Below are 23926 nucleotides of genomic sequence, written 5' to 3'. Positions count from 1 at the left end.
GGCGCACGTCAGGCTTTTGGGTACCCATCGGTAATGGGCTTCACGGCTCACTCACACCGCGCCAGTGATTGCTGGCGACAAAGCCGCTGATCAGGGCGTTGTCGCCAGCAGGACGAGCCGCGAGCAGTTTTCAGAGCTTGTCGAGCGCCAGCTCCGCGATGGCGGTCTCGGCGACCTCGCGGCCGCGGGCGGTGAAGTCGCCCTTGCCGGGATAGTCGATCCACAGCCGGTACATGTCACCGGACTTGGTCCGGTAGTAGAGGATCTTCGCCTCGTGCGGCAGCTCGGTCTGCGAGTCGGTGTACGTCACCGTGTTCTCGGCGGCGCTCTGATCCTGGTACTTCGTCTCCTTGGTCCTGGCGACGGGCGCGGGGTCGCCGGACATGTGGCTGAACGTGGTCTCGCCGCTCTCCTCGAACTTCTCCGCGTCGGCGTACGCCTGGGCCGCCGCGGTCCCCGCGACCTCCAGCGAGGTGTCCTTCTTCTCCGCGAGGTCGAGCGTGATGAAGACGGCGCCGCTGGGATCGGTGTACCTGACCCAGGACTTGTCCGTGTCGGTGGCCTGCGGCTTGCTCTCCACGTACCCCTCGGGGGTGGAGACCGTGGCGGCGACCGCCTTCGCCTCGTGCTTCTTCCACTCTTCGGCGTCCGAGCCGCCGAAGGGGTTCACCGCCACCAGGACCCCGGCGGCCACGGCCGCGACGACGACACCCGCGACGACCGCCAGGGCCTTGCGGCTCAGGAAGATGCCCTTGCCCCGCTGTCCGGCGTCGCCGCCCGCGACCGTGACGACCTGGGTCGGCGCGGGCCGCGGAGGCCTGGCCGCCTCTTCCAGGAGGGCGCGGACCTGCGCGGCGTTCGGGCGCTGGGCCGGGTCCTTGACCAGCAGCCGGTTGATCGCCTCGGCGAGCGGTCCGGAGGCGGAGGCGGGCGCGGCGGGGGTCGCGTTCAGGACGGACTGGAGCGTCGCGGGCGTGTTGTTGCGGCGGAAGGGCGAGACGCCCTCGGTCGCGGCGTACAGGACGACGCCCAGCGACCAGAGGTCGGACGCCGGCCCCGGCCGCTGGCCCAACACCCGCTCGGGCGCGATGAATTCGGGCGAGCCGACGAACCCGCCGGTGTCCGTCAGATTCGTCTCGCCCTCGATCTGGGCGATGCCGAAGTCGGTGAGGACGACGCGGTCGTGGCGGCCGAGCATGACGTTGTCCGGCTTCACGTCGCGGTGCAGGATGCCCGCCTGGTGCGCGGCGTCCAGCGCGTTCAGTACGTCGAGGCCGACGCGCACGGCATCGCGGGCGCCGAGCGTGCCCTCCTGGAGCGCGGCGCCCAGGGAACGGCCCTGGACGAGCTCCATCACGATCCACGGCTGGCCGTCCTCGACCGCCACGTCGTGGACGTTGACCACGGCCGGGTGGTCGAGGCGGGCCGCGGCGCGCGCCTCGCGGCGCATCCGCTCGAAGGCGTTGGCGCGTTCGCGCTCCGGCAGGTGGTCGGGGAGGCGCGGCTCCTTGACCGCGACCTCGCGGTCCACCGTCTCGTCCTTGGCTCGCCACACCGTGCCCATGCCGCCGTGGCCGAGCTTGGCGAGCAGCCGGTAGCGGTTCGCGATCAACCGGCCCGCGCCCGGCTCTGGCTGGGAGGGCTGGTGGGGCGCGGCCTGGGTGGGCACGACTTGGGGGGCGGGCTGGGCGTACGGATTGTTGGGGTGGGGGCCACCGTGTTGGCTGGATCGTTCCGGTATTGCCGGTGCTCCCGGTACGCCGGCTGCGCCCGGTGCTCCCGGTTTTCCCGGTCGCTGTGGTGGCTGCAGGCCGAAGCTGGTGGGTTCGTACGGCCCGTAAGAGGCTCCCCCGTCGTTACTCATGCCCACATCACTACCTTGCCGAGCCCCCACGTTTCCAGCCAGGCCCCCCATTGTGACCGGGGTGATGCACGCCGGGGGCGTCACCGGCGTACGCGAAGACGCGAACCGCACCTCACCGGCGTACGAACGTGTCCACCGCCGCGTCGAAGTACCGCCGCGCCTGCCCCGCGTCCGCGGCCGGTGCCGAGACCCACACGTCGAACGTCCGGCCGCCCTCCTCCCAGCACAGGTCGAGCGTGCGCCGGCCGCCCTTCTCCTCGCTGTAGCCGTCCCAGGTGAACTCCCACAGGGCGGCGGGCCTGCCGTTGCGCGTGGTCTCCGTGATCCTGCTGTCGCGGTAACCGGGGTTGGTGCGCGGTCCCTGGGCGTCGGCGCGGCGCTGTGCGGCGAGCGGGCCGCCGGGCTCGGAGGCCGCCTCCTTGATGCCGATGCGGTAGGTGCCGTCGGGCGACACGTAGAAGACACGGGGGCCGTCCGCCTGGCGACGGAAGCGTTCGGGCACGGCGAGTGCGAAGCCCCTGGGGTCCTTCGCGATGCGGTAGCCCTGGGGGGCTTCGGGCGACGACGGCCTCGGCGTGCGCGTCGTCACCGTGACCGTGGGCGTCGGCGAGGCAGGCGTCGCGGAGGACGAGGGGGTGGCCGGTGTGTCACCGCCGTCGTCGCCCCTGCCCAGCAGCAGAGCGGCGGAGACCCCCGCGCCCGTGAGGGCGGCCACCAGCGCGGCGGCGACCATGAACGCCCGGCCGTGCTTCTCCGGTTTCACGAGCCCCGCGGCGGCCTGGCTCGCGAGCAGCTCGCGCTCGGCCGGTGTCTGCTCGCCACGGCCCGGCCACCCCGGCCGTCCCGTTCGCCCCGGCCGCCCCGATCCCGGCGGGACCCCCGGCAGGCCCGACCGCCTCGAAAACCCCGGCAGGCCCGGCAGCCCCGGCCGCCCCGAAAGACCCGCCCGCCCCGCACGTCCCGGCAGCCCCGGCAGCCCGGATCCGGGTCTCTCCCGCACCACCGCCGGCATCCGCCCCGTCTCGACGTACGCCTTCAGCAGCCCCTCCACCTCCGCCGCGTCCAGCCGCCGGTCCGGATCGCGGTCCAGAAGGCCGAGCACCACGGGCAGCAGCGGCGCGGCGGCCACGGGCGGGCGGAAGTCGTCGTACACGACCGCGTGCAGCACCCCGCCGATGGAGTCGCGACGGAACGGCGACTCGCCGGTCAGCGCGGTGACCAGCAGCGCGCCCAGCGACCACAGGTCGGACTCGGGCCCCGTCCGCTCCCCCGCCATCCGCTCCGGCGCGGTGTATTCGGGCGACCCCACGAACGACCCGACCTCCGTGAGCGTCGTCGCCCCGGTCAGCTGCGCGATCCCGAAGTCGGTGAGCACGACACGGCCGGTCGCCCGCTCCAGGAGTACGTTGGCGGGCTTGAGGTCACGGTGCAGGATGCCCGCCTCGTGGGCGGTGCGCAGCGCTCCGACCAGGTCGATGCCCATGCGGGCGACGGCGTCCGCGTCCAGCGGCCCGCCCCGCGCGATCCGCCCGGCCAGCGAGCCGCCCTCGACCAACTCCATGACTATGTACGGCTGCTCGTCCTGCACGACGACGTCATGGACGACGATGACGTGCGGGTGCCGCAGCTGCGCCACCGCCCGCGCCTCGCGCAGGGTCCGCTCGCGCTGCTGCTCCGCCTCGGCGTCGGAGAGCGTCTCGTCGCGCGCCAGTTCCTTCACGGCGACCTGGCGTCCCAGGAGCAGATCGGTGGCACGCCACACGACCCCCATGCCGCCCCGGCCGAGCCGCGCCTCGAGGCGGTAACGACCCGCGATCACACGGGCGTCGCCCTCACCGGCGCCGCCGCCACCGACGCCGCCGACGCCGCCCCCACCGGCACCTGTCCCACCGGCGTGGTCTCCCAGGCTCCCCATGCGGCCATCATGCCCCACACGTGTGCGAACGGAATGGCGCGCAGCGAGCGCGGGGCCGGTTCCGGCCGCCCACGCGGGTCGCCACAGCGTCACCAGAGGTGAGCGGGGGCGCTCAGCGCTCCCGCCACCCCCGGAGCATCGCGTCGAACTGCTCCCGCGTGGTGTCCCAGCCCGCTGCCGGGGCGGACATGTACAGCACGTACTCGACGCCGTCACGGCTGAGATACGTCTGCGAGATGGCCCGGCGCGGCCCCTTGGTCGTGTCGTTCGCACCCGCCTTCCAGCTGAACTCCCAGAGGGAGCCCGACTGATCCCGAAACGTGTTCGAGTTCAGTTCCAGCCGCCGGTACTGGGGAAGTTTCACCCGCAGGTTCTTCTCCAACGACAACTGGTGCGCGTACGAGCTCTCGTACTGCGGGTTCTTCTCGACGGCGATGCGCAGGAACCGGCGGCCGCCGTCGGGTGTGTAGTCGACCTGGTTGCCGTTCACCTCGCGCTTCCACTTCTTGGGCAGCATGAGGCTGAAGCCCTCGGGATCGTTCACCCGCCGCCAGTCCTCGGGGATGCCGCCCACCGCCGTCCCCCGCTCGCCGTTCGACTGCTCCTGCGCACCGCCCGCGAAGCGCACGTACCCCAGGACGCCACCGCCGCCGAGCAGCGCGGCCACCACGACGAGGGCGACGATCCCGGGCCAGCGACGGCGCTCACGCGAGGGCCGGGGCTGGGGCTGCCCCTGCCCGCCGACGACGGTGAGCACGTCGTGGCCGGTGGGGGTGGCGGGGGTCTGTGGGGACGGGGGCTGGGGCGGGGTCCCGTACGCGTACGTCGAGCGGGTGCCGCCCCGCGCGTCCGTGGGCGCGACCACGTGTGTGTCCGTGTGCCCGCCGGTGGCCGGGTGCGTCTGCGTCGGCACGTAGGCCTGCGCGTGGTGCGGACGGCGTCCCTCCGCGGCCTCCGCCAGCATCTGTTCGGCCTCTTCGGCGGAGGGCCGGGTCTCCGGGTCCTTGCGCAGCAGCGCGCTGATGACGGGTGCGAGGACTCCCGCGTGCCGGGGCGCCGCGGGCTCCTCCGTGACCACGGCCTGCATGGTGCCGAGCGGTGACGTGCGCCGGAAGGGCGAGAAGCCCTCGACGGCCGTGTACAGCGTGGCACCGAGCGCCCACAGGTCGGAGGCGGGGCCTGGGTTGCCGCCGCTGACACGCTCGGGCGCCAAGTAGTCGACCGATCCGACCACTTCCCCGGTGCGCGTGATCGTGGAGTCGCCCTCGATCGCGGCGATCCCGAAGTCGGTGAGCAGGATGCGCCGGTCGTCGGAGAGGAGGACGTTGCCGGGTTTGACGTCGCGGTGCAGGACGCCGGCGGCGTGCGCGGCGCGCAGGGCCTTCAGGGTCCACAGGCCGATGCGGGCCGCCTCGACGGGCTCGACCCGCTCGTCGTCCTTGACTGCGTCCGCCAGCGAACGCCCCTCGACCAGCTCCATCACGATCCAGGGCCGGTCGTCGTACTGCAGGACGTCGTGCACGGTGACCACGGCGGGGTGGTTGATGCGGGCGGCGGCCCGCGCCTCCGTCTGCGTCCGCGCGAAGAGGACGGCGCGGTCGGCCTCCTGCACGAACTGCGCGGCCGTCAGCTCCTTGACGGCGACGGCACGGTGCAGCACCTCGTCCTGTGCGCGCCACACCCGTCCCATGCCACCGCGGCCGATGGTCTCAGTGAGTCGGTAGCGGCCCGCGAGGAGCAGGCCCTGCATCTGGTTCACGTTCCCCCGCAATGGTCTTGACAGGGCCAGGTTATGGAGCGGGAAGCACACAGGGAACCACAGGGGCCCTTAGGAGACCGCACTGTGACGCATGCCGTGCATGTCCAGAGTGCCGGAATCGGCTCAGCCGGTGACCCGATACGTGGCCGAAGCCTGCTCGTACAACCGCGTGACCTCGTCCCGCTCGGCCTCCGGCCCGCGCACCTGCACCACGTGGTACTTCCCGCCGACGATCATCGCGAGATTCCGTACGAAGACCTCGCGTCCCGAGGCGTCCTGCCAGGTGAACTGCCCCTCCGCCATGGCCCGTCCGCCGACGTCGATACGGCGCATGCCGCTGGAGGTCGCCCAGGACGAGTCACGGAAGGGCTGCAGCTCGCGCTCGTCCTCACGCTGGTACTTCATGGGGTCGCTGCCATAGCTGTCCGTGGTGTCGCGCCCGGGCACGACCAGCAGCTCGAAACCGGCGTGCGTGTAACGGACCTGGCCCCGGCCGTTCTTGGGCTGCCGGTCCCAGCCGCCGGCGACGGCGACGTGGAAGCCCTCGGGGTCCTTGCGGAGGGTGAATCCCTGCGCGAGATCGGGGTTGGTGGTCTGCGGCTCCTGCGAACCGGGATTCTTGCCGGACTTGTCTGTGTCTTCTTCTTTCTCTTTGTCTTCTTTCTCTTTGTCCTTGCCGTCGGTGGGTGTGCCGGGGGCCTCTGGGGCCGAGCTGACCTCGCCCGCCGTCCCCGCGCGGTCGCCCGACGCCCCGTCATCGGCTTTGGGCATGAACACCATGGCGTACGCGACGGCCGCGGCGAGCCCGACCAGAATGGCGATCAGCAGCAGCCGCCCGAGCGAACGGGGCCTGGCCGGGCCACGGCTCTGCGGCACGCGGGCCGGCCCCTTGCCGCGCTTGTGCCGCCCGTGGCCCTGCCCCTGCCCGTTCCCCGCGGCGGCAGCAGCGGCCGCGGCGCCGCGCCGCTTGCGGACGACCTCGCCACGGCGGCGTACGACAGGCAGTCTGCCCGCGTCGTACGGCGGCACCGGCACGACGTGCGCCCCGGCCTCCGGCTCGGGCGCCGACCGCACCAGCGAGCGCAGCCAGCCGCTCAGCTCCTCGAAGTCGAGTCGCTCGGTCGGGTCCTGACGCAGCAGCGACTCGACCACGGGCCGCAGCGGGCCGCACTCCTCGGCGAAGGCGGGCGGCTCGGCGCAGACCAGCTGGACGAGTTCGGCCGGGCTGTCCTCCGGGTACGGCGCGTGTCCCTGCACGGCGCGGAAGAGCAGCGCCCCCAGGGCCCACAGGTCGGTGGAGGGGCCGATCGGCGCGGCGAGCCGCCAGTTCTCGTGCACGGGACCGGCCTGCTCGGGCGCCCACCGCTCGGTGACGGCCCCGACCACCACCATGCGGGCGTGCCGGGCGCGCTCGGCGGCCAGGGCGGTGGAGGGGCCGCGCGAGGGGGCACCCTCGGCGGCACCGTCGTCCCATCCCCCGCGCCCGCCCCCACGGACCTGCTCGTGCGTGTCCCCGGGGCCCTGCTCGTACGGGTTCCCGGGGCCCTGCACGTACGGGTCCCCGGGACCCTGCTCGTACGGGTTCCCGGGGCCCTGCTCGTACGTGTTCCCGCGGCCCTTCTCGTACGTGTCCCGCTGCGGGCTCCCGCCCTCGTCCGTCGTGTTCCGCGCCGCCGGGATTCCGTTCCGCGGCACGGCGCCGTGCCAGGGCGGCTGCCTGCCCGCCACGCCGTACGGGTCCGGTATCTGCCCGGTCGGGCCGGCCCCAAGGTCGGCGGCGGCGTCCTCTTCGGTCGTACGCGCCGCGGCCCTCGCTCCCGCGCGGTACGCCGCGACCGCACCCGTGCGCCCGGTGCGCGCGCCGCTCGCGGCGGACTCCGGCGCGGGGGCGAGCTGCGCGTCCCCGGTCTCGTGCACCCCCTCAGCGGGGGCGCTCCCGTGTCCGGCCACATTGCCGACCGACCCCGCCGAGCCGGCCGCCTCCCCCGCCTCCACCGGCCGGGGGTCGTACCCGCAGAGCGCCTCCTCGGCCGCCCCGGCCGCCAGGCCCGTCAGCATCACGCGGCCGTCGTCGCAGATCAGCACGGTCCGCGCGGTGATGTTCCGGTGCACCCAGCCGTGCCCGTGCAGGACACGCAGCGCCGCGAGGACGTCCGCCGCGACCTCGGCGGCGCGGTACGGACTCAGGGGCCGGTCCGCGAGGAGCGCCGCCAGCGGCCTCGCCGCCACCAACTCGCTGACTATCCACAGCGAGCCGCCCTCCGCGAACACGTCGAAGACCTGGTCGAGCCGTGGATGGTCCGGTATCTGCGCGGCGGTCTGCGCCGCCTCGATGGCGCGCCGCACCGCGGGCTCCGCGGGCCTGCGCGTCGTCCGTGCCGCGGCCCGCCGCACACCGGCACCGCCGACCGGGCCGCCCCCCGCCCGCGGCACGAAGCCGTCGGGCAGGTCGGGCTCCTCGTCGAGCATCTCCGCGTCGACGATCTCGGGCAGCGGCACCTGCCTGACGAGCACTTCCTGCCCGCTGTACGTGTCGAAGGCGCGCGACTCGGCGAGTTCGTACTCGTCGGAAGGCGGCAGCGGCAGGCGGTAGCGGTCGGCGAGCACCCGACCCGCGTAGTCGTCCACGATGCCTTCCCCGTCCGCCCGGTGGTCAAATCCGTTCGTCTTGCGGCCCGTTGCGGCTGTGTACGGTCCGCAAGCACTCACGATACGTGCCGTGGGCGGACCGCAATGAGGGGATACGAGATCTCAGCTCAGGACTTCGGCTCGAACGTCCTTGTGAACGTCCGCCACGCGGTCCGCCGCTCGTCGCCGCCCCATTCGTCGGCCTTGGCGGTGTACATGATTCCGTAGCCGAGGCCGCTGTTGACGACGAAGCCGCGGTCGATGGACCGGTACTTGGTCCCGCCGTCCACGTAGGTGAATTCCCAGTCGGCGGTGTTCCAGCCGCGGAAGCCGACCTTCTCTATCCGGATCCGGTCGTACTGCGGCCGGACCATGAACTTCTCCTGGTTCGTCCAGTCCCTGACCGGGTTGTCCTTGGGTGCGGTGGTCCAGCCGACCAGCAGCTTCTGGCCGTTGGGCCCGCCGAACCGCGCGCCCGCCCGGCTCGTGGACTGGTACTTCCACCCCTTGGGGAGTCCGATCTTGAAGCCCTGGGCGTGCTTGTACGTCGACTCGGCGCCGTCCGCCGGCTTCTTGCCGTCGTCGTCGCCCTTGCTCGGGTCGGTGCCCTTGCCCTCGTCCGGGTCGGGGCTCTCTTCCTTGTCCTGGCCGTCGCCGGCCCCGGAGCCCTTGTCCGTTTCCTTGCCGGTGTCCTTGCCCGCGTCCTTGTCGGCATCGCCCTGGCCGTCGCCACCGGCGCTCGCGCCGCTGGACGCGGCCTTGTCGCCGCCCTTGCTGTCCTTGCCGGAGTCGCCCTCTCCCCCGCCGGACAGGGCGAAGGCGAGCACCGTACCGAGCACGGCGAGCAGGGCCACCACGGACACGATCACCAGCGTCCGGCGCGGCACCACATCGGTGAGCGACGCCTTGGGCGGCACCCGCGGCGGCACGCTCCGGCCGTTGGCAGGCGAACCGGCGGAGGCGGGCGCCGAGTAGGACGTGGCCGCCCCGGTGCCGCGCTCGGTGGCGCCCGGAGCGGTCGCGGCCGTCGTGGACGTCTTCCGCACCGACTGAAGGGCGCCCTTGAGCCGGTCGGCGACCTCCTCGGCCTTGCGCGCGGCTGTCCCCGTGGAACCACCGGCCCCGGCGGCCCCGGCACTCCCGGCAGCAGCGGGCGATCCGGCAGCGCCACCCGAAACACCGGCCGCGCCGACAGCACCGGCACCCGCGGCACCGGCGGCAGCCGCGGAACCCTTCGTGCTCCTCGCGGACTTCGTGAGCCGCGTGGACCTCGGCGTCTTAGGTGTCTTCGGCGCCCTCGGCGGCTCGTTCGGCGGCACGGGCGGCAGCGGCACCACCTTGGTCGCCTCCACCGGCTCCGGCACGGCCTTGGCCGCCGGCGCGTGGATGACGTCCATGAGGAGCGCCCGCGCGCCCGCGTCGTCGAGCCGCTGCTCCGGGTCCTTGGCGAGCAGGCCGTAAATGACCTTCTCCAACGGGCCCGCGTTCACCGGCTGTTCGACGTCCTCCGTCATCACCGCGGTGAGGGTCGCGATGGCCGACCCCTTGTCGTACGGGGGCACGCCCTCCACGGCCGCGTACAACAGGCCGCCCAGCGACCACAGGTCGGCCGCAGGACCCGGCTTGTGCCCGCGGGCGCGCTCCGGGGAGATGTAGGACGGAGCGCCGACGAGCATGCCGGTGGACGTGATCGACGGGTCGCCCTCGACCTGCGCGATGCCGAAGTCCGTCAGCACGACGCGCCCGTCCTCGGCGATCAGCACGTTCGACGGCTTCACGTCGCGGTGCAGGATGCCCTCGCGGTGCGCGGAGCGCAGCACGTCGAGGACGGCGAGGCCGACCTCGGCCGCCCGCCGCGGCGTGAGCGTGCCGTCCTCGCGGATCGCCTCCGCGAGCGACTTGCCCTCGACCAGTTCCATCACGATCCACGGCCGGTCGTCCTCGTCGACCACGTCGTAGACGGTCACGGCGCTGGTGTTGCGGATCCGCGCGATCGCCTTCGCCTCACGCAACGTACGCGTGATGAGCCGTCGCTTCTCCTCCTCGTCGATGCTGGAGGGGAAACGCAACTCCTTCACCGCGACCGTACGACCAAGGGTCTCGTCCTTGGCGCGCCAGACGGTGCCCATGCCGCCGCGGCCGAGCACCTCTCCCAGCCGGTACCGGCCGGCGAGGAGACGTTGGCTCTTGTCCCGACGGGCGTCACCCGTCTGCTCCGCGTCCGACATGCGTCCCCTCTGCTGCTACCGCTGCTACCCGAGCAACCCGCCCTGACAGAGCCTTCATTGTCCCTTACTCGGGGACCGGCCGGCGCCCAGGGTCCGACGACCCTTGTCCCGCCCCTCGTCCCGTCCCTCATGAGGGACAGCGCGCGAGGAGGTGTCGGCATGCCAACACAGCGTTGAATACCGGCCACACTCTTCCGCCACTGGCCATCCGAGGCAAGCCCCGGCTGTCCCGGTCACCCCGGGCGCACGCACCCTACGCCACCGGACCCCCGGGCGTGCACGGCGACGGTCGTCCTTCAACTCGCCATAAAACAGCTGGAAGTACCCACCTGGGAGAGAAGCAACCGCCGCCAGCCTCCAGCCCCTAGGAGAGCGGCACGATGTCCGGTGCCCCGAGCCGCGCCGCGTCCGCCGTCAGGTCGTCGGGCTGCCGCTGCGACTCACGCTCGGCCTCCACCCGCTTCTCGTAGTGCTGCACTTCCCGCTCGATCTGGTCCTTGTCCCAGCCGAGGACGGGGGCCATCAGCTCGGCGCACTCCCTGGCGCTGCGCGTGCCGCGGTCGAACGTCTCGATCGAGATGCGCGTCCGCCGCGTCAGGACGTCGTCGAGGTGGCGCGCGCCTTCGTGGGATGCGGCGTAGACCACCTCGGCGCGCAGGTAGTCGTCGGCGCCCGGCAGCGGTTTGCCCAGGTCCGGGTCCTTGGTGATGAGTTCGAGGACTTCCTCGGCCATCGAGCCGTACCGGTTCAACAGGTGCTCCACGCGCACCACATGAAGACCCGTCTGCGCGGCGATCCTCGCGCGAGCGTTCCACAGCGCCTTGTACCCCTCGGCGCCGACGAGGGGGATGTCCTCCGTGACGCAGTCGGCGACCCGCTGGTCGAGGCCGTGCACCGCCTCGTCGACGGCATCCTTGGCCATCACGCGGTACGTCGTGTACTTGCCGCCCGCGACGACCACCAGGCCCGGTGCCGGATGCGCGACCGTGTGCTCGCGGGACAGCTTGCTCGTGGCGTCCGACTCGCCGGCAAGCAGCGGGCGGAGCCCGGCGTACACCCCCTGGACGTCGTCCCGGGAGAGCGGCACGGCGAGCACCGAGTTCACATGCTCCAGGAGATAGTCGATGTCGGCGCTGGAGGCGGCCGGGTGTGCCTTGTCCAGGTCCCAGTCCGTGTCGGTCGTCCCGACGATCCAGTGCCGCCCCCACGGGATGACGAAGAGGACGCTCTTCTCGGTGCGCAGGATCAGCCCGGTCGAGGCGTTGATCCGGTCCTTGGGCACGACCAGGTGGATGCCCTTGGACGCCCTGACGTGGAACTGGCCGCGCTCGCCCACCATGGCCTGGGTGTCGTCCGTCCACACACCGGTCGCGTTGACGATCTGCTTGGCGCGGATCTCGTACTCCCCGCCGCCCTCGACGTCCTGCACGCGGGCGCCGACGACGCGCTCGCCCTCGCGCAGGAAGCCGGTGACCTTCGCGCGGTTGGCGACCTTCGCGCCGTACGCCGAAGCGGTGCGGACCAAGGTGGCCACGTAACGCGCGTCGTCCATCTGGGCGTCGTAGTACTGCATCGCGCCGACCAGCGCGTCCTTCTTCAGGCAGGGGGCGACGCGCAGGGCGTGGCGGCGCGTCAGGTGGCGGTGCATGGGGAGGCCGCGGCCGTGTCCGCGGGACATGGACATGGCGTCGTAGAGCGCGACGCCCGATCCGGCGTACACCCTCTCCCAGCCCTTGTGCTGCAAGGGGTAGAGGAACGGCACGGGCTTCACGAGGTGGGGGGCGAGGCGCTCCAGGAGCAGGCCGCGCTCCTTCAGGGCCTCGCGCACCAGCGCGAAGTCGAGCATCTCCAGATAGCGGAGCCCGCCGTGGATCAGCTTGCTCGACCGGCTCGACGTGCCGGAGGCCCAGTCCCGCGCCTCGACGAGGCCGGTGGACAGGCCGCGGGTCACCGCGTCGAGTGCCGTCCCCGCGCCGACCACGCCCGCGCCGACGACCAGGATGTCCAGCTCCCGTTCGGCCATTCCCGCAAGTGACTCGGCACGCTGCGCCGGCCCGAGTGTCGCTGTCCTCACCGCTGCCTCCCGTTGAGATCGGGTGTGGTCGGACTCACATCATGCCCAGATTTCTCCGTCGCCCGCTGAACACGAACCCAGCCTGTGGACAACACTCCGGAGCTCCACGCGGTGCAATACCGCAAATCGGTCATATTTACTCCTAGTCTGACATTGCGCTGCTCCGCTTTGTCCACAGGGCTTGCGCACTCGTCCCGGTCCGGCTATTGGGAGGACGGCCCACCGCCATGCCCGCAGATCTCGCTGTCATCGGCCTCGGCCACCTCGGCCTGCCCCTCGCCCAGGCCGCCGTTTCCGGCGGCATCGCCACCATCGGCTACGACCCGGTCCGCGCCGCCGACCTGGCCGGCGGCCGGCTGCCCTGCGACGGCGCCGAAGGCACCCTCACCGCCGCCGACGTCCGCCGGATGCTCTCGGGGGGCTTCCGGCCGACCGTCAACCCGGCCGAGCTCGGCCGGGTCCGCACCGCCGTCATCTGCGCGCCCACCCCACCGGCCGCGGACCGCTCACTGGACCTTGGCCAGGTGGCAGAGGCGGCCAGGGCGCTGGCCGCGCGCCTGCGGCCGCACACCACCGTGATCCTCGAATCCCCCGCCTACCCGGGGACCACCGAGGAATTCCTCCGCCCGATCCTCGAGTCGGGTTCCGGCCTGCGGGCGGGCCGCGACTTCCACCTCGCGTACTCCCCCGGCCGTCTCGACCCCGGCAACCGCACGCACGGCTACGCGGGCACCCCCAAGGTCATCGGCGGCCTCACCCCGGCCTGCACCGAATCGGCCGCCGCCTTCTACGGCCGGCTCACCGACAAGGTCGTCCGCGCCCGGGGCCCCCGCGAGGCGGAGACCGTCCACCTCCTGGAGACCAACTACCGGCACGTGAACATGGCCCTGGTCAACGAGATGGCGGTCCTCTGCCACGACCTCGGCATCGACCTGTGGGACGTCATCCGCTGCGCCGAGACCAAGCCCTTCGGCTTCCAGGCCTTCCGCCCCGGGCCCGGCGTCGGCGGCCACGGCGTCCCCCTGGACATCCCGAACCCCTCCCGCGGCGTCCGCCCCCTGCGCATGGTCGAGCTGGCCCAGCAGGTCAACGACCGCATGCCGCAGTACGTCATCCAGCGCTCGGCGACCCTGCTCAACGAACACGGCAAGTCGGCCCGCGGCGCCCGCGTCCTGCTCCTCGGCGTCACCTACAAGCCCGACCTCGCCGACCAGCAGGGCGCGCCCGCGCAGGAGGTGGCGACCCGCCTCATGGAGCTCGGCGCGGCGGTCAGCTACCACGACCCCTACGTGCCCAGCTGGAGCGTGCTCGGCCGCCCCGTCCCGCGCGCGGACTCCCTCTACGAAGCGGCCGCCGACGCCGACCTCACGATCCTGCTCCAGCACCACCGCACGTACGACCTGCAAGGTCTCGCGGTGAAGGCCCAGCTGCTCCTGGACACCAGGGGCGCCACTCCGGCGGGCGCCGCCCACCGGCTGTGACGACGAAAAGGGCCCCGGTACGAAGTACCGGGGCCCTTCCGAGAACGATCCGTCAGCGCTTGTGCTGCGAGTCCGCGACCGTCACCTCGACGCGCTGGAACTCCTTGAGCTCGCTGTAGCCCGTGGTCGCCATGGCGCGGCGCAGCGCTCCGAAGAAGTTCATCGAGCCGTCCGGGATGTGCGACGGTCCTGTGAGGATCTCCTCGGTGGTGCCGACCGTGCCCAGGTCGACCTTCTTGCCGCGCGGCACGTCCTCGTGGACGGCCTCCATGCCCCAGTGGTGGCCCTTGCCGGGCGCGTCCGTGGCGCGGGCCAGCGGGGAGCCCACCATCACGGAGTCGGCGCCGCACGCGATGGCCTTGGGCAGGTCGCCGGACCAGCCCACGCCGCCGTCGGCGATGACGTGCACGTACCGGCCGCCGGACTCGTCCATGTAGTCACGGCGGGCCGCGGCGACGTCCGCCACTGCGGTGGCCATCGGGACCTGGATGCCAAGGACGTTGCGCGTGGTGTGCGCGGCGCCGCCGCCGAAGCCGACCAGGACGCCCGCGGCGCCGGTGCGCATCAGGTGCAGGGCCGCGGTGTAGGTGGCGCAGCCGCCGACGATGACCGGGACGTCCAGCTCGTAGATGAACTGCTTCAGGTTCAGCGGCTCGGCGGCGCCGGAGACGTGCTCGGCGGAGACGGTGGTGCCGCGGATCACGAAGATGTCGACGCCGGCGTCCACGACGGCCTTGGAGAACTCGGCGGTGCGCTGCGGCGAGAGCGCGGCGGCGGTGACGACGCCCGCGTCGCGCACCTCCTTGATGCGCTGTCCGATCAGGTCGGCCTTGATCGGGGCCGCGTAGATCTCCTGGAGGCGGCGGGTCGCGGTCTCCGAGTCCAGCTCGGCGATCTCGTCGAGCAGCGGCTGCGGGTCCTCGTACCGCGTCCAGAGGCCTTCGAGGTTCAGGACGCCGAGGCCGCCCAGCTCACCGATGCGGATGGCGGTCTGCGGGGAGACCACCGAGTCCATGGGAGCGGCCAGGAAGGGCAGCTCGAAGCGGTAGGCGTCGATCTGCCACGCGATCGAGACCTCCTTCGGGTCGCGGGTGCGCCGGCTCGGTACGACGGCGATGTCGTCGAAGGCGTACGCGCGGCGGCCGCGCTTGCCGCGCCCGATCTCGATCTCAGTCACGTTGTGGGGCCTTTCCCTCTTGGTCTGCCTGTCCAGTATCCCCGACGCACACGGAAGGGGCGGTCCCGGTTGACCCGGGACCGCCCCTCACACGTGGGTGTGGAGCCGGCAGGCTACTTCGTACGGCTGTAGTTCGGCGCCTCGACCGTCATCTGGATGTCGTGCGGGTGGCTCTCCTTGAGGCCCGCGGACGTGATGCGGACGAAGCGGCCGTTGGCCTGCAGGTCGGGGACGGTGCGTCCGCCGACGTAGAACATCGACTGGCGCAGTCCGCCGACCAGCTGGTGGACAACGGCCGAGAGCGGGCCGCGGTAGGGGACCTGGCCCTCGATGCCCTCGGGCACCAGCTTCTCGTCGGAGGCGACGCCCTCCTGGAAGTACCGGTCCTTGGAGAAGGACTTGCGCTCGCCGCGGGTCTGCATCGCGCCCAGCGAGCCCATGCCGCGGTACGACTTGAACTGCTTGCCGTTGATGAACATCAGCTCACCCGGGGACTCCTCGCAGCCGGCGAGGAGCGAGCCCAGCATGACCGTGTCCGCGCCGGCGACGAGCGCCTTGGCGATGTCTCCGGAGTACTGCAGGCCGCCGTCGCCGATGACCGGGACACCGGCCTCCTTGGCGGCGAGCGACGCTTCGTAGATAGCCGTTACCTGCGGTACGCCGATACCGGCGACGACGCGCGTGGTGCAGATGGAGCCGGGGCCGACGCCGACCTTGATGCCGTCGACACCGGCGTCGATGAGCGCCTTGGCGCCGTCGCGGGTGGCGATGTTGCCGCCGATGACGTCCACGCGCGGGGCGTCCGACTTGATCTTGGCGACCATGTCGCCGACCAGCCGGGAGTGGCCGTGCGCGGTGTCGACGACGATGAAGTCGACGCCCGCGGCGACCAGGGCCTGGGCGCGCTCGAAGGCGTCGCCCGCGACACCGACGGCGGCGCCGACCAGCAGGCGGCCCTCGCCGTCCTTGGCGGCGTTCGGGTACTTCTCGGCCTTCACGAAGTCCTTGACCGTGATGAGGCCCTTGAGGATGCCCGCGTCGTCGACCAGCGGCAGCTTCTCGATCTTGTGGCGGCGCAGCAGCTCCATGGCGTCCACGCCGGAGATGCCGACCTTGCCGGTGACCAGCGGCATCGGCGTCATGACCTCGCGCACCTGGCGGCTGCGGTCGTTCTCGAAGGCCATGTCACGGTTGGTGACGATGCCGAGCAGCTTGCCGGCCGCGTCGGTGACCGGGACGCCGCTGATGCGGAACTTCGCGCAGATCGCGTCGGCCTCGCCGAGCGTCGCGTCCGGGTGCACCGTGATCGGGTCGGTGACCATGCCGGACTCGGAGCGCTTCACCAGGTCGACCTGGTTGGCCTGGTCGGCGATGGAGAGGTTGCGGTGCAGGACACCGACGCCGCCCTGGCGCGCCATGGCGATCGCCATGCGGGACTCGGTGACCTTGTCCATCGCCGCGGAGAGCAGCGGGACGTTCACCCTGACGTTCTTGGAGACGAGCGAGGAAGTGTCGATCTGGTCGGGCGCCATGTCCGACGCGCCCGGCAGCAGCAGCACGTCGTCGTAGGTCAGCCCGAGTGTCGCGAATTTCTCGGGCACCCCAGTCGAAGAACCGCCGTTTGCAGTCATGACACCTTCCCCAAATGGCCTTGATCGGTGCGGATGTCCATGCTAACGGGCTTCGAGGGTGTCTCATTCCACGATCAAGATCATCGCGGTTCTTTGTACGTTCGTACGGCGTCGCTCAGGCCTCGGCCGAGCGGTGTCCTCACTGCTCGGCGAGCGCCCGCAGACGGCTCAGCGCCCGGTGCTGCGCGACCCGCACCGCCCCCGGGGACATGCCCAGCATCTGTCCGGTCTCCTCGGCCGTGAGGCCGACGGCGATCCGCAGGAGCAGCAGCTCGCGCTGGTTGTCCGGAAGGTTGGCGAGGAGCTTCTTGGCCCACTCCGCGTCACTGCTGAGCAGCGCGCGCTCCTCCGGGCCGAGCGAGTCGTCGGGCCGCTCCGGCATCTCGTCGGAGGGCACCGCGGTGGATCCGGGGTGCCGCATCGCCGCGCGCTGAAGGTCGGCGACCTTGTGCGCCGCGATCGCGAAGACGAAGGCTTCGAAGGGGCGGCCCGTGTCCTTGTAGCGCGGCAGGGCGAGGAGGACGGCGACACAGACTTCCTGCGCCAGGTCCTCCACGAAGTGCCGAGCATCACCCGGAAGTCGGGACAGACGGGTGCGGCAGTAGCGCAGCGCGAGCGGGTGCACGTGTGCCAGCAGGTCGTGCGTGGCCTGCTCGTCGCCCTCCACAGCGCGAAGAACGAGGGCACCGATCACCGACGTCTTGTCATCGCGCATCGGTCCATGGTGCCTTGACGGCGACTGATCCGCGGCACCGCGTCCGTAGTTGTGCACTGAAGCGTTATGAGCAGGTGCGCCGGAACTCATCTCCTGCGCCCTCCCCTCCCGCTCGATCGACTCGTCCCCGAGGAACTCCACACCTCAAGGATGCGGCATCGGCGGCGAAACAAGCAGCCACGGGCGTCGGCCGCCCCGCCCACCGGGTGGCGGACGGGGATCGCCGTGCCCCCGTGGCGGTGCACTCAGCGGACCAGACCCCAGCGGAATCCGAGCGCCACGGCGTGTGCCCGGTCCGAGGCGCCGAGCTTCTTGAAGAGGCGCCTGGCGTGCGTCTTCACCGTGTCCTCGGAGAGGAAGAGCTCACGGCCGATCTCCGCGTTCGACCGGCCGTGGCTCATGCCTTCGAGGACCTGGATCTCGCGCGCGGTGAGGGTGGGCGCGGCGCCCATCTCGGCCGAACGCAGTCTGCGCGGGGCGAGCCGCCACGTCGGGTCGGCGAGCGCCTGGGTGACGGTCGCCCGCAGCTCGGCGCGCGAGGCGTCCTTGTGCAGATAGCCGCGGGCACCCGCGGCGACCGCGAGCGCGACCCCGTCCAGGTCCTCGGCGACGGTGAGCATGATGATGCGCGCACCGGGGTCGGCGGACAGCAGCCGCCGGACGGTCTCCACACCCCCGAGACCGGGCATGCGTACGTCCATCAGAATCAGGTCCGAGCGGTCGGCGCCCCAGCGGCGGAGGACTTCCTCGCCGTTGGCCGCAGTCGTCACACGCTCTACGCCGGGCACGGTCGCGACCGCGCGGCGGAGCGCCTCTCGGGCAAGCGGGGAGTCGTCGCAGACGAGGACCGATGTCATGACTGTCCTCCGCGGCTCTCACAGCTGCTGCGCGTCACCTTGAGCCTCCAGGCTGGTACTTATTCGTCACCTGTGCGGTTGACGCTCTCGGACACCTGCCCGAGCGCTTGTTTCTTCAACCGCCTCCGCACTCTCAACGACGGTCACCCGAAAGAGTTACGGGGCGGTCAGCCACCTTCGGCACTCTACGTGAGGGTGCGGACACAGCGGAGAGCGCGCGGGACACCCTCAACCTTTCATCACAACCTATGCCCCATTTAGCGCCTTTTCTTCCCTTTTCCTGGTGTCTATGGCTAGATTCGCAATGAGTCATATTTTCATCTCCTTAGACAGTAGATGTACGGTCATCGGCACCGTATCCGCGTCAGAACGGCACCAAGGGGACCAGCAATGGCAGATTTCTCCCGCCTTCCCGGACCGAACGCAGATCTCTGGGACTGGCAGCTCCTCGCGGCCTGCCGTGGGGTCGACAGCTCGCTCTTCTTCCACCCGGAGGGCGAGCGGGGAGCGGCGCGCAGCGCACGCGAGAACTCGGCCAAGGAGGTCTGCATGCGGTGCCCGGTGCGGGCGGAGTGCGCCGCGCACGCGCTCGCGGTGCGCGAGCCCTACGGCGTATGGGGCGGGCTGACCGAGGACGAGCGCGAAGAGCTCATGGGGCGGGCCCGCAACAGACTCGTCACGGCGGCCGCCTCGTCGAGCGGCGCCGTGTCACACAGCTCCGTGTCACACGGCTCCGTGTCACACAGTTCCGTGTCGCACGGCTGAAGGAACGTTTCTTCTCGGGGTGCCCCCGCAGGGGTGCCGATCAGCGGGCCGCGGCCCGCGCGAGGTGGTCCAGCGTGGCGGCGACGGCAGGCACCTGTGCCAGATCCGGCAGGGTGAGCGCGACGATCTCCCGCTGCACGGCAGGCTCCACCGTCACGGTGCGGGCGCCCTTGGGGCGCACCGACTCGATCGCGAGCTCGGGCAGCACCGCCACTCCCAGACCGGCCCCGACCAGGCCGATCACGGCCGGATAGTCGTCGGTCGCGAAATCGATCCGGGGCACGAAGCCCGCGCTCTCGCAGACCTCCACCAGTTGCCTGCGGCAGCGGGGGCAGCCCGCGATCCACGACTCGTCCGCGAACTCCCCGATGGTGACCGATTCCGCGTCGGCGAGCCGGTGCCCCTCCGGCACGAGGCCGACGAGCCGGTCCGCGAGCAGCGGCCGCACGACGAGGTCGCCCCACTCCTCCGCCGCCGTCGCCCCTTCGTACCGGAACGCCAGCGCGACGTCGCAGTCGCCCTCGCGCAGCATCTCCACGGAGCGCGGCGGCTCGGCCTCGACGAGCGACACGCGCGTGCCGGGATGTGCGGCACGCAAGGCCGCGAGGGCGCAGGGGACGAGGGTCGAGCTGCCGCTGGGGAAGGAGACGAGCCGGACCCGGCCCGCGCGCAGGCCCGCGATCGCGGCGACCTCCTCCTCCGCGGCGGTGAGCCCGGCGAGGATGCCCGCCGCGTGCCGGACGAGTGCCTCGCCCGCCTGCGTCAGGCGCATCTCACGGCCCGTGCGGATCAGCAGCGGCGTGCCGGCCGAGGATTCGAGCGCCTTCATCTGCTGGCTGACGGCGGGCTGGGTGCAGCCGAGCTCACGGGCCGCGGCCGAGAAGGAGCCGGTGGCGGCCACGGCGCGCAGAACACGGAGATGACGGGCCTCGATCATGGTTCGATCATAAGCGACGCTTGGACATGTCGCGAAATAGTACGTCGCGCCTTTGAGGGCGTCTCCCTTAGCCTGCCTGCCATGGAGCTTCTTTCTGTAAACGTGGGCCGCCGCAAGCCGTCCGAGTACACCGCCGCGCCCTCCGGTCTCACCGGGATCGACAAGCGTCCGGTTCCCGGACCCGTGCGGGTGGCCGCGCCGGGCGCGAAGGGGGTCGGCGGGAGCGGCGTCGACGGTGACGAGATCTCCGACCTGCGGCACCACGGAGGCAACGACCAGGCGGTGTACGCCTACGCGCGCGAGGACCTCGACACCTGGGAGGAGACGCTCGGGCGGGCCCTGCCCAACGGCTCCTTCGGCGAGAACCTCACGACGTCCGGGGTCGACGTGAACGGCGCGAAGATCGGCGAGCGCTGGCGGATAGGCGCCGATCTGGTGCTCGAGGTGACGAGCGGCCGCATTCCCTGCCGTACGTTCCAGGGCCACCTCGGCGAGAAGGGGTGGATCAAGCGGTTCACCGATGGGGGCGCCCCCGGCGCGTATCTGCGGGTGATCGAACCGGGTGAGATCCGGGCCGGGGACCGCATCGAGATCCTGCACCGGCCGGCGCACGAGGTCACCGTCGGCCTGCAGTACCGGGCCGTCACGACGGAGAAGGCGCTGCTGCCGCAGCTGCTCGCGGCGGGCGACGCGCTGCACCCCGGGACGGCCCAGCGGGCCCGCAAGTACATGGCGCAGCACGGGGTCACGCGATCTCACTAGCCTTGGTCCATGACTACGGCTCTGATTACGGGATCTACCGCCGGCATCGGCGCCGCCTTCGCGCGGCGTCTCGCGGGTGACGGGCACAACCTCGTGCTGGTGGCTCGCGACACCAAGCGGCTGCGCGAACAGGCGACCGAGCTGCACGACCGGCACGGCATCGAGGCGGAGGTGCTCACCGCCGACCTCGCGACGGACGCGGGCATCGAGGCGGTCGAGCAGCGGCTGTCGAACCGGAGGGACCCGGTCGACCTGCTGATCAACAACGCGGGGTTCGGCAACAAGGGGCGGTATCTGGAAGTCTCGATGGCCGACGAGCTGACCATGCTCAAGGTGCACTGCGAGGCGGTGCTGCGGCTGACGTCGGCCGCGACCGCCTCGATGCGGGACCGCGGCCGGGGCGGGGTCGTGAACGTCGCGTCGGTGGCGGCGTTCGTGCCGCGCGGGACGTACGGCGCGTCGAAGGCGTGGGTCGTGCAGTTCACGCAGGGCGCGGCGAAGGACCTGGCCGGGTCCGGGGTGCGGCTGATGGCGCTCTGCCCCGGCTTCGTCCGCACGGAGTTCCACCAGCGGGCCGGGATGGGCACGTCCAACATCCCCAACTGGATGTGGCTCGACGCGGACAAGCTGGTCGCGGCGGCGCTGGCCGACCTTGCCCGGGGCAAGACACTCTCCATCCCGGACCCGCGGTACAAGGCGCTGATGGGGGTGGTGAAGGTGACGCCACGGAATCTGCTCGGGGGCGTCACGTCCCGAACGGGCCGCAAGTACGGCCCGCAGTAGCGTCCCGGGGGCGCCCCGTTAGGGGCGCGGGGAACTGCGCGGCCGGCCACGAACAACCCGCACCCGGCGCGCAAAGCGCAACCGGGCAGAAGCGAAGCCGGAAGGGGCTGAGGCCCGGCTCCCGTATAGGGGAGCCGGGCCTCAGTCACCGTTCAAGCGAGCGCAGCGGTCAGTGGGAGTGACCGTGACCGTGGCTGTGACCGGCGTCGGCCTCTTCCTCGGCCGGCTTCTCGACGACCAGGGTCTCGGTCGTGAGGAGCAGCGAAGCGATCGACGCGGCGTTCTCCAGGGCGGAGCGGGTGACCTTGACCGGGTCGATGACGCCGGCCTTGACCAGGTCGCCGTACTCACCGGTCGCGGCGTTGAAGCCGAAGCCCTTCTCGAGCTCGGCGACCTTCGAGGTGATGACGTAGCCCTCGAGGCCGGCGTTCTCGGCGATCCAGCGCAGCGGCTCGACGGCGGCGCGGCGGACGACGGCGACACCGGTGGCCTCGTCGCCCTCCTTGCCGAGGTTGCCCTCGAGGACCTTGACGGCGTGCACCAGAGCGGAGCCACCACCGGAGACGATGCCCTCCTCGACCGCGGCGCGGGTCGCGGAGATGGCGTCCTCCAGACGGTGCTTCTTCTCCTTCAGCTCCACCTCGGTGGCGGCGCCGACCTTGATGACGCACACGCCGCCGGCCAGCTTCGCGAGGCGCTCCTGGAGCTTCTCGCGGTCCCAGTCGGAGTCCGTGGCCTCGATCTCGGCCTTGATCTGGGCGACGCGGGCGTCGGCGTCGGCCTTGTTGCCGCCGCCGTCGACGATCGTCGTGTCGTCCTTGGTGATGGTGACGCGGCGGGCGGTGCCGAGCACGTCCAGGCCGACCTGGTCGAGCTTGAGGCCGACCTCCTCGGCGATGACGGTGGCACCGGTGAGGGTGGCCATGTCGCCGAGCATCGCCTTGCGGCGGTCGCCGAAGCCGGGGGCCTTCACCGCGACGGCGTTGAAGGTGCCGCGGATCTTGTTCACGACCAGGGTCGACAGGGCCTCGCCCTCGACGTCCTCGGCGATGATCAGGAGCGGCTTCGAGGAGTTGGCCTGGATGACCTTCTCGAGCAGCGGCAGGAGGTCCTGGATCGACGAGATCTTGCCCTGGTGGATCAGGATGTACGGGTCGTCGAGGACGGCCTCCATACGCTCCTGGTCGGACACCATGTACGGCGACAGGTAGCCCTTGTCGAAGGCCATGCCCTCGGTGAAGTCGAGCTCCAGGCCGAAGGTGTTGGATTCCTCGACGGTGATGACACCGTCCTTGCCGACCTTGTCCATCGCCTCGGCGATGAGCTCGCCGACCTGCGGGTCCTGGGCCGACAGACCGGCGACGGCCGCGATGTCGGCCTTGTCGTCGATCGGGCGGGCGGTGGCGAGGAGCTCCTCGGAGACGGCCGCGACGGCGGCGTCGATGCCCTTCTTCAGGGCGGCCGGGGAGGCGCCGGCGGCGACGTTGCGCAGGCCTTCCTTGACCAGGGCCTGGGCGAGCACGGTGGCGGTGGTGGTGCCGTCACCCGCGATGTCGTTGGTCTTGGTCGCCACCTCCTTCACCAGCTGGGCGCCGAGGTTCTCGTACGGGTCGTCGACCTCTACCTCGCGGGCGATGGTGACGCCGTCGTTGGTGATGGTCGGGGCGCCGAACTTCTTGTCGATGACGACGTTGCGGCCGCGGGGGCCGATCGTCACCTTGACCGTGTCGGCAAGCTTGTTGACGCCGCGCTCAAGGGCGCGACGGGCGTCCTCGTCGAACTTCAGGATCTTCGCCATGGGAGCGATTCAGCCCTCTCGAAAACTCGGTTGTAACGAACTACGCCCCTCGCCGCCCGGCAACTAGCGGGGTGACCAGGGGCGCAGCTCGGAAAGCAAATCTGCTGGGTGAATTACTTCTCGACGATCGCGAGCACGTCGCGGGCCGAGAGGACGAGGTACTCGTCGCCGTTGTACTTCACCTCGGTGCCGCCGTACTTGCTGTACAGCACGACATCGCCGACCTTCACGTCGAGCGGCAGGCGCTCGCCGTTCTCGAAGCGGCCCGGGCCCACGGCGAGGACAGCACCCTCCTGGGGCTTCTCCTTCGCGGTGTCCGGAATGACCAGGCCGGAGGCCGTGGTCTGCTCGGCGTCGAGCGGCTGGACCACAATGCGGTCCTCAAGCGGCTTGATGGCAACCTTGGAGCTGGCGGTCGTCACGATCCGGTCTCCCCCTTCGGAGATCTCACGGGGTTAAGAGTCTGAGGTGTGGCGACCAGGTGGATCCGTCGTCGCGGGTGCCGGACCTGCCCGTCGCTGTTGGCACTCTCCAGTGGGGAGTGCCAGAAGC

The 23926-nt window shown here is 71.4% G+C and carries 17 protein-coding genes; 4 read left to right on the top strand and 13 right to left on the bottom strand.

Features of this window, described 5'->3' with window-relative positions; all coding sequences use genetic code 11:
• Positions 1-130: 130 nt before the first annotated feature.
• From ACZ56E_RS07305 to ACZ56E_RS07280, 6 genes are all read right to left on the bottom strand, one after another.
• Complete coding sequence (locus ACZ56E_RS07305) at positions 131-1864, bottom strand: serine/threonine-protein kinase (RefSeq protein WP_471212008.1); 1734 nt, start codon at positions 1862-1864, stop codon at positions 131-133.
• Between the two features lie 112 nt (positions 1865-1976).
• Positions 1977-3779, bottom strand: a complete 1803-nt coding sequence (locus ACZ56E_RS07300; protein ID WP_471212006.1) for a protein kinase domain-containing protein — start codon at positions 3777-3779, stop codon at positions 1977-1979.
• Positions 3780-3891: 112 nt separating this feature from the next.
• A complete protein-coding gene (locus ACZ56E_RS07295; RefSeq protein WP_471213084.1) occupies positions 3892-5529 on the bottom strand; it encodes a serine/threonine-protein kinase in 1638 nt (545 codons plus the stop codon).
• 132 nt (positions 5530-5661) lie between these two features.
• Positions 5662-8166, bottom strand: coding sequence for a protein kinase (locus tag ACZ56E_RS07290; protein WP_471212004.1), 2505 nt, complete (start codon positions 8164-8166; stop codon positions 5662-5664).
• A gap of 128 nt (positions 8167-8294) precedes the next feature.
• On the bottom strand, positions 8295-10394 hold the full coding sequence (locus ACZ56E_RS07285; RefSeq protein ID WP_471212001.1) for a serine/threonine-protein kinase: 2100 nt from the start codon (positions 10392-10394) through the stop codon (positions 8295-8297).
• Between the two features lie 364 nt (positions 10395-10758).
• The gene (locus tag ACZ56E_RS07280) at positions 10759-12468 is read right to left on the bottom strand and encodes a glycerol-3-phosphate dehydrogenase/oxidase (RefSeq protein ID WP_468604561.1); all 1710 of its coding nucleotides are present in this window, start codon (positions 12466-12468) and stop codon (positions 10759-10761) included.
• A gap of 227 nt (positions 12469-12695) precedes the next feature.
• On the opposite strand from ACZ56E_RS07280, the gene ACZ56E_RS07275 reads away from it, so the two are divergent.
• Entirely contained in the window at positions 12696-13949 is a 1254-nt protein-coding gene (locus tag ACZ56E_RS07275; protein ID WP_362993409.1) for a nucleotide sugar dehydrogenase, read from the top strand.
• A gap of 52 nt (positions 13950-14001) precedes the next feature.
• Here the strand turns inward: ACZ56E_RS07275 and ACZ56E_RS07270 are convergent, their stop codons facing one another.
• The 4 genes from ACZ56E_RS07270 to ACZ56E_RS07255 form a co-directional block, all read right to left on the bottom strand.
• Positions 14002-15126: a GuaB3 family IMP dehydrogenase-related protein gene (locus ACZ56E_RS07270; protein WP_362993411.1), complete on the bottom strand. Its 1125-nt coding sequence runs from the start codon at positions 15124-15126 to the stop codon at positions 14002-14004.
• 113 nt (positions 15127-15239) lie between these two features.
• Complete coding sequence (gene guaB, locus ACZ56E_RS07265) at positions 15240-16757, bottom strand: IMP dehydrogenase (protein WP_468604558.1); 1518 nt, start codon at positions 16755-16757, stop codon at positions 15240-15242.
• Positions 16758-16896: 139 nt separating this feature from the next.
• The gene (locus ACZ56E_RS07260) at positions 16897-17472 is read right to left on the bottom strand and encodes a sigma-70 family RNA polymerase sigma factor (RefSeq protein WP_468604556.1); all 576 of its coding nucleotides are present in this window, start codon (positions 17470-17472) and stop codon (positions 16897-16899) included.
• 245 nt (positions 17473-17717) lie between these two features.
• A complete protein-coding gene (locus ACZ56E_RS07255; RefSeq protein ID WP_003948568.1) occupies positions 17718-18329 on the bottom strand; it encodes a response regulator transcription factor in 612 nt (203 codons plus the stop codon).
• 390 nt (positions 18330-18719) lie between these two features.
• Between ACZ56E_RS07255 and ACZ56E_RS07250 the strand changes: the two genes are divergently transcribed.
• The gene (locus ACZ56E_RS07250) at positions 18720-19094 is read left to right on the top strand and encodes a WhiB family transcriptional regulator (RefSeq protein ID WP_471211998.1); all 375 of its coding nucleotides are present in this window, start codon (positions 18720-18722) and stop codon (positions 19092-19094) included.
• A gap of 40 nt (positions 19095-19134) precedes the next feature.
• On the opposite strand, the gene ACZ56E_RS07245 is transcribed toward ACZ56E_RS07250, so the two are convergent.
• Positions 19135-20031 carry a LysR family transcriptional regulator gene (locus tag ACZ56E_RS07245; protein ID WP_468604552.1) on the bottom strand — a complete coding sequence of 299 codons (897 nt, stop codon included), beginning with the start codon at positions 20029-20031 and terminating at the stop codon, positions 19135-19137.
• 81 nt (positions 20032-20112) lie between these two features.
• Between ACZ56E_RS07245 and ACZ56E_RS07240 the strand changes: the two genes are divergently transcribed.
• Entirely contained in the window at positions 20113-20793 is a 681-nt protein-coding gene (locus tag ACZ56E_RS07240; RefSeq protein WP_471211995.1) for an MOSC domain-containing protein, read from the top strand.
• Positions 20794-20802: 9 nt separating this feature from the next.
• Complete coding sequence (locus ACZ56E_RS07235) at positions 20803-21576, top strand: SDR family NAD(P)-dependent oxidoreductase (protein WP_471211992.1); 774 nt, start codon at positions 20803-20805, stop codon at positions 21574-21576.
• Between the two features lie 169 nt (positions 21577-21745).
• Here ACZ56E_RS07235 and groL read toward each other — a convergent pair whose 3' ends face one another.
• Both groL and groES read right to left on the bottom strand, forming a co-directional pair.
• Positions 21746-23374: a chaperonin GroEL gene (gene groL / locus ACZ56E_RS07230; RefSeq protein WP_398300260.1), complete on the bottom strand. Its 1629-nt coding sequence runs from the start codon at positions 23372-23374 to the stop codon at positions 21746-21748.
• 113 nt (positions 23375-23487) lie between these two features.
• Positions 23488-23796 carry a co-chaperone GroES gene (gene groES, locus ACZ56E_RS07225; RefSeq protein WP_006347174.1) on the bottom strand — a complete coding sequence of 103 codons (309 nt, stop codon included), beginning with the start codon at positions 23794-23796 and terminating at the stop codon, positions 23488-23490.
• Positions 23797-23926: the final 130 nt, after the last annotated feature.

Source organism: Streptomyces sp. NPDC039480, from assembly GCF_055597165.1.
Note: the sequence above shows the minus strand (reverse complement) of the source record. Positions and strands in the feature narration are given on the sequence as shown.

Coding starts and splice junctions, on each gene's coding strand:
- ACZ56E_RS07250 (WP_471211998.1), top strand. CDS start 18,720: ATGGCAGATTTCTCCCGCCTTCCCGGACCGAACGCAGATCTCTGGGAC.
- ACZ56E_RS07240 (WP_471211995.1), top strand. CDS start 20,113: ATGGAGCTTCTTTCTGTAAACGTGGGCCGCCGCAAGCCGTCCGAGTAC.
- guaB (WP_468604558.1), bottom strand. CDS start 16,757: ATGACTGCAAACGGCGGTTCTTCGACTGGGGTGCCCGAGAAATTCGCG.
- ACZ56E_RS07255 (WP_003948568.1), bottom strand. CDS start 18,329: ATGACATCGGTCCTCGTCTGCGACGACTCCCCGCTTGCCCGAGAGGCG.
- ACZ56E_RS07235 (WP_471211992.1), top strand. CDS start 20,803: ATGACTACGGCTCTGATTACGGGATCTACCGCCGGCATCGGCGCCGCC.
- ACZ56E_RS07305 (WP_471212008.1), bottom strand. CDS start 1,864: ATGAGTAACGACGGGGGAGCCTCTTACGGGCCGTACGAACCCACCAGC.
- ACZ56E_RS07275 (WP_362993409.1), top strand. CDS start 12,696: ATGCCCGCAGATCTCGCTGTCATCGGCCTCGGCCACCTCGGCCTGCCC.
- ACZ56E_RS07300 (WP_471212006.1), bottom strand. CDS start 3,779: ATGGGGAGCCTGGGAGACCACGCCGGTGGGACAGGTGCCGGTGGGGGC.
- ACZ56E_RS07245 (WP_468604552.1), bottom strand. CDS start 20,031: ATGATCGAGGCCCGTCATCTCCGTGTTCTGCGCGCCGTGGCCGCCACC.
- ACZ56E_RS07295 (WP_471213084.1), bottom strand. CDS start 5,529: ATGCAGGGCCTGCTCCTCGCGGGCCGCTACCGACTCACTGAGACCATC.
- groL (WP_398300260.1), bottom strand. CDS start 23,374: ATGGCGAAGATCCTGAAGTTCGACGAGGACGCCCGTCGCGCCCTTGAG.
- ACZ56E_RS07260 (WP_468604556.1), bottom strand. CDS start 17,472: ATGCGCGATGACAAGACGTCGGTGATCGGTGCCCTCGTTCTTCGCGCT.
- ACZ56E_RS07285 (WP_471212001.1), bottom strand. CDS start 10,394: ATGTCGGACGCGGAGCAGACGGGTGACGCCCGTCGGGACAAGAGCCAA.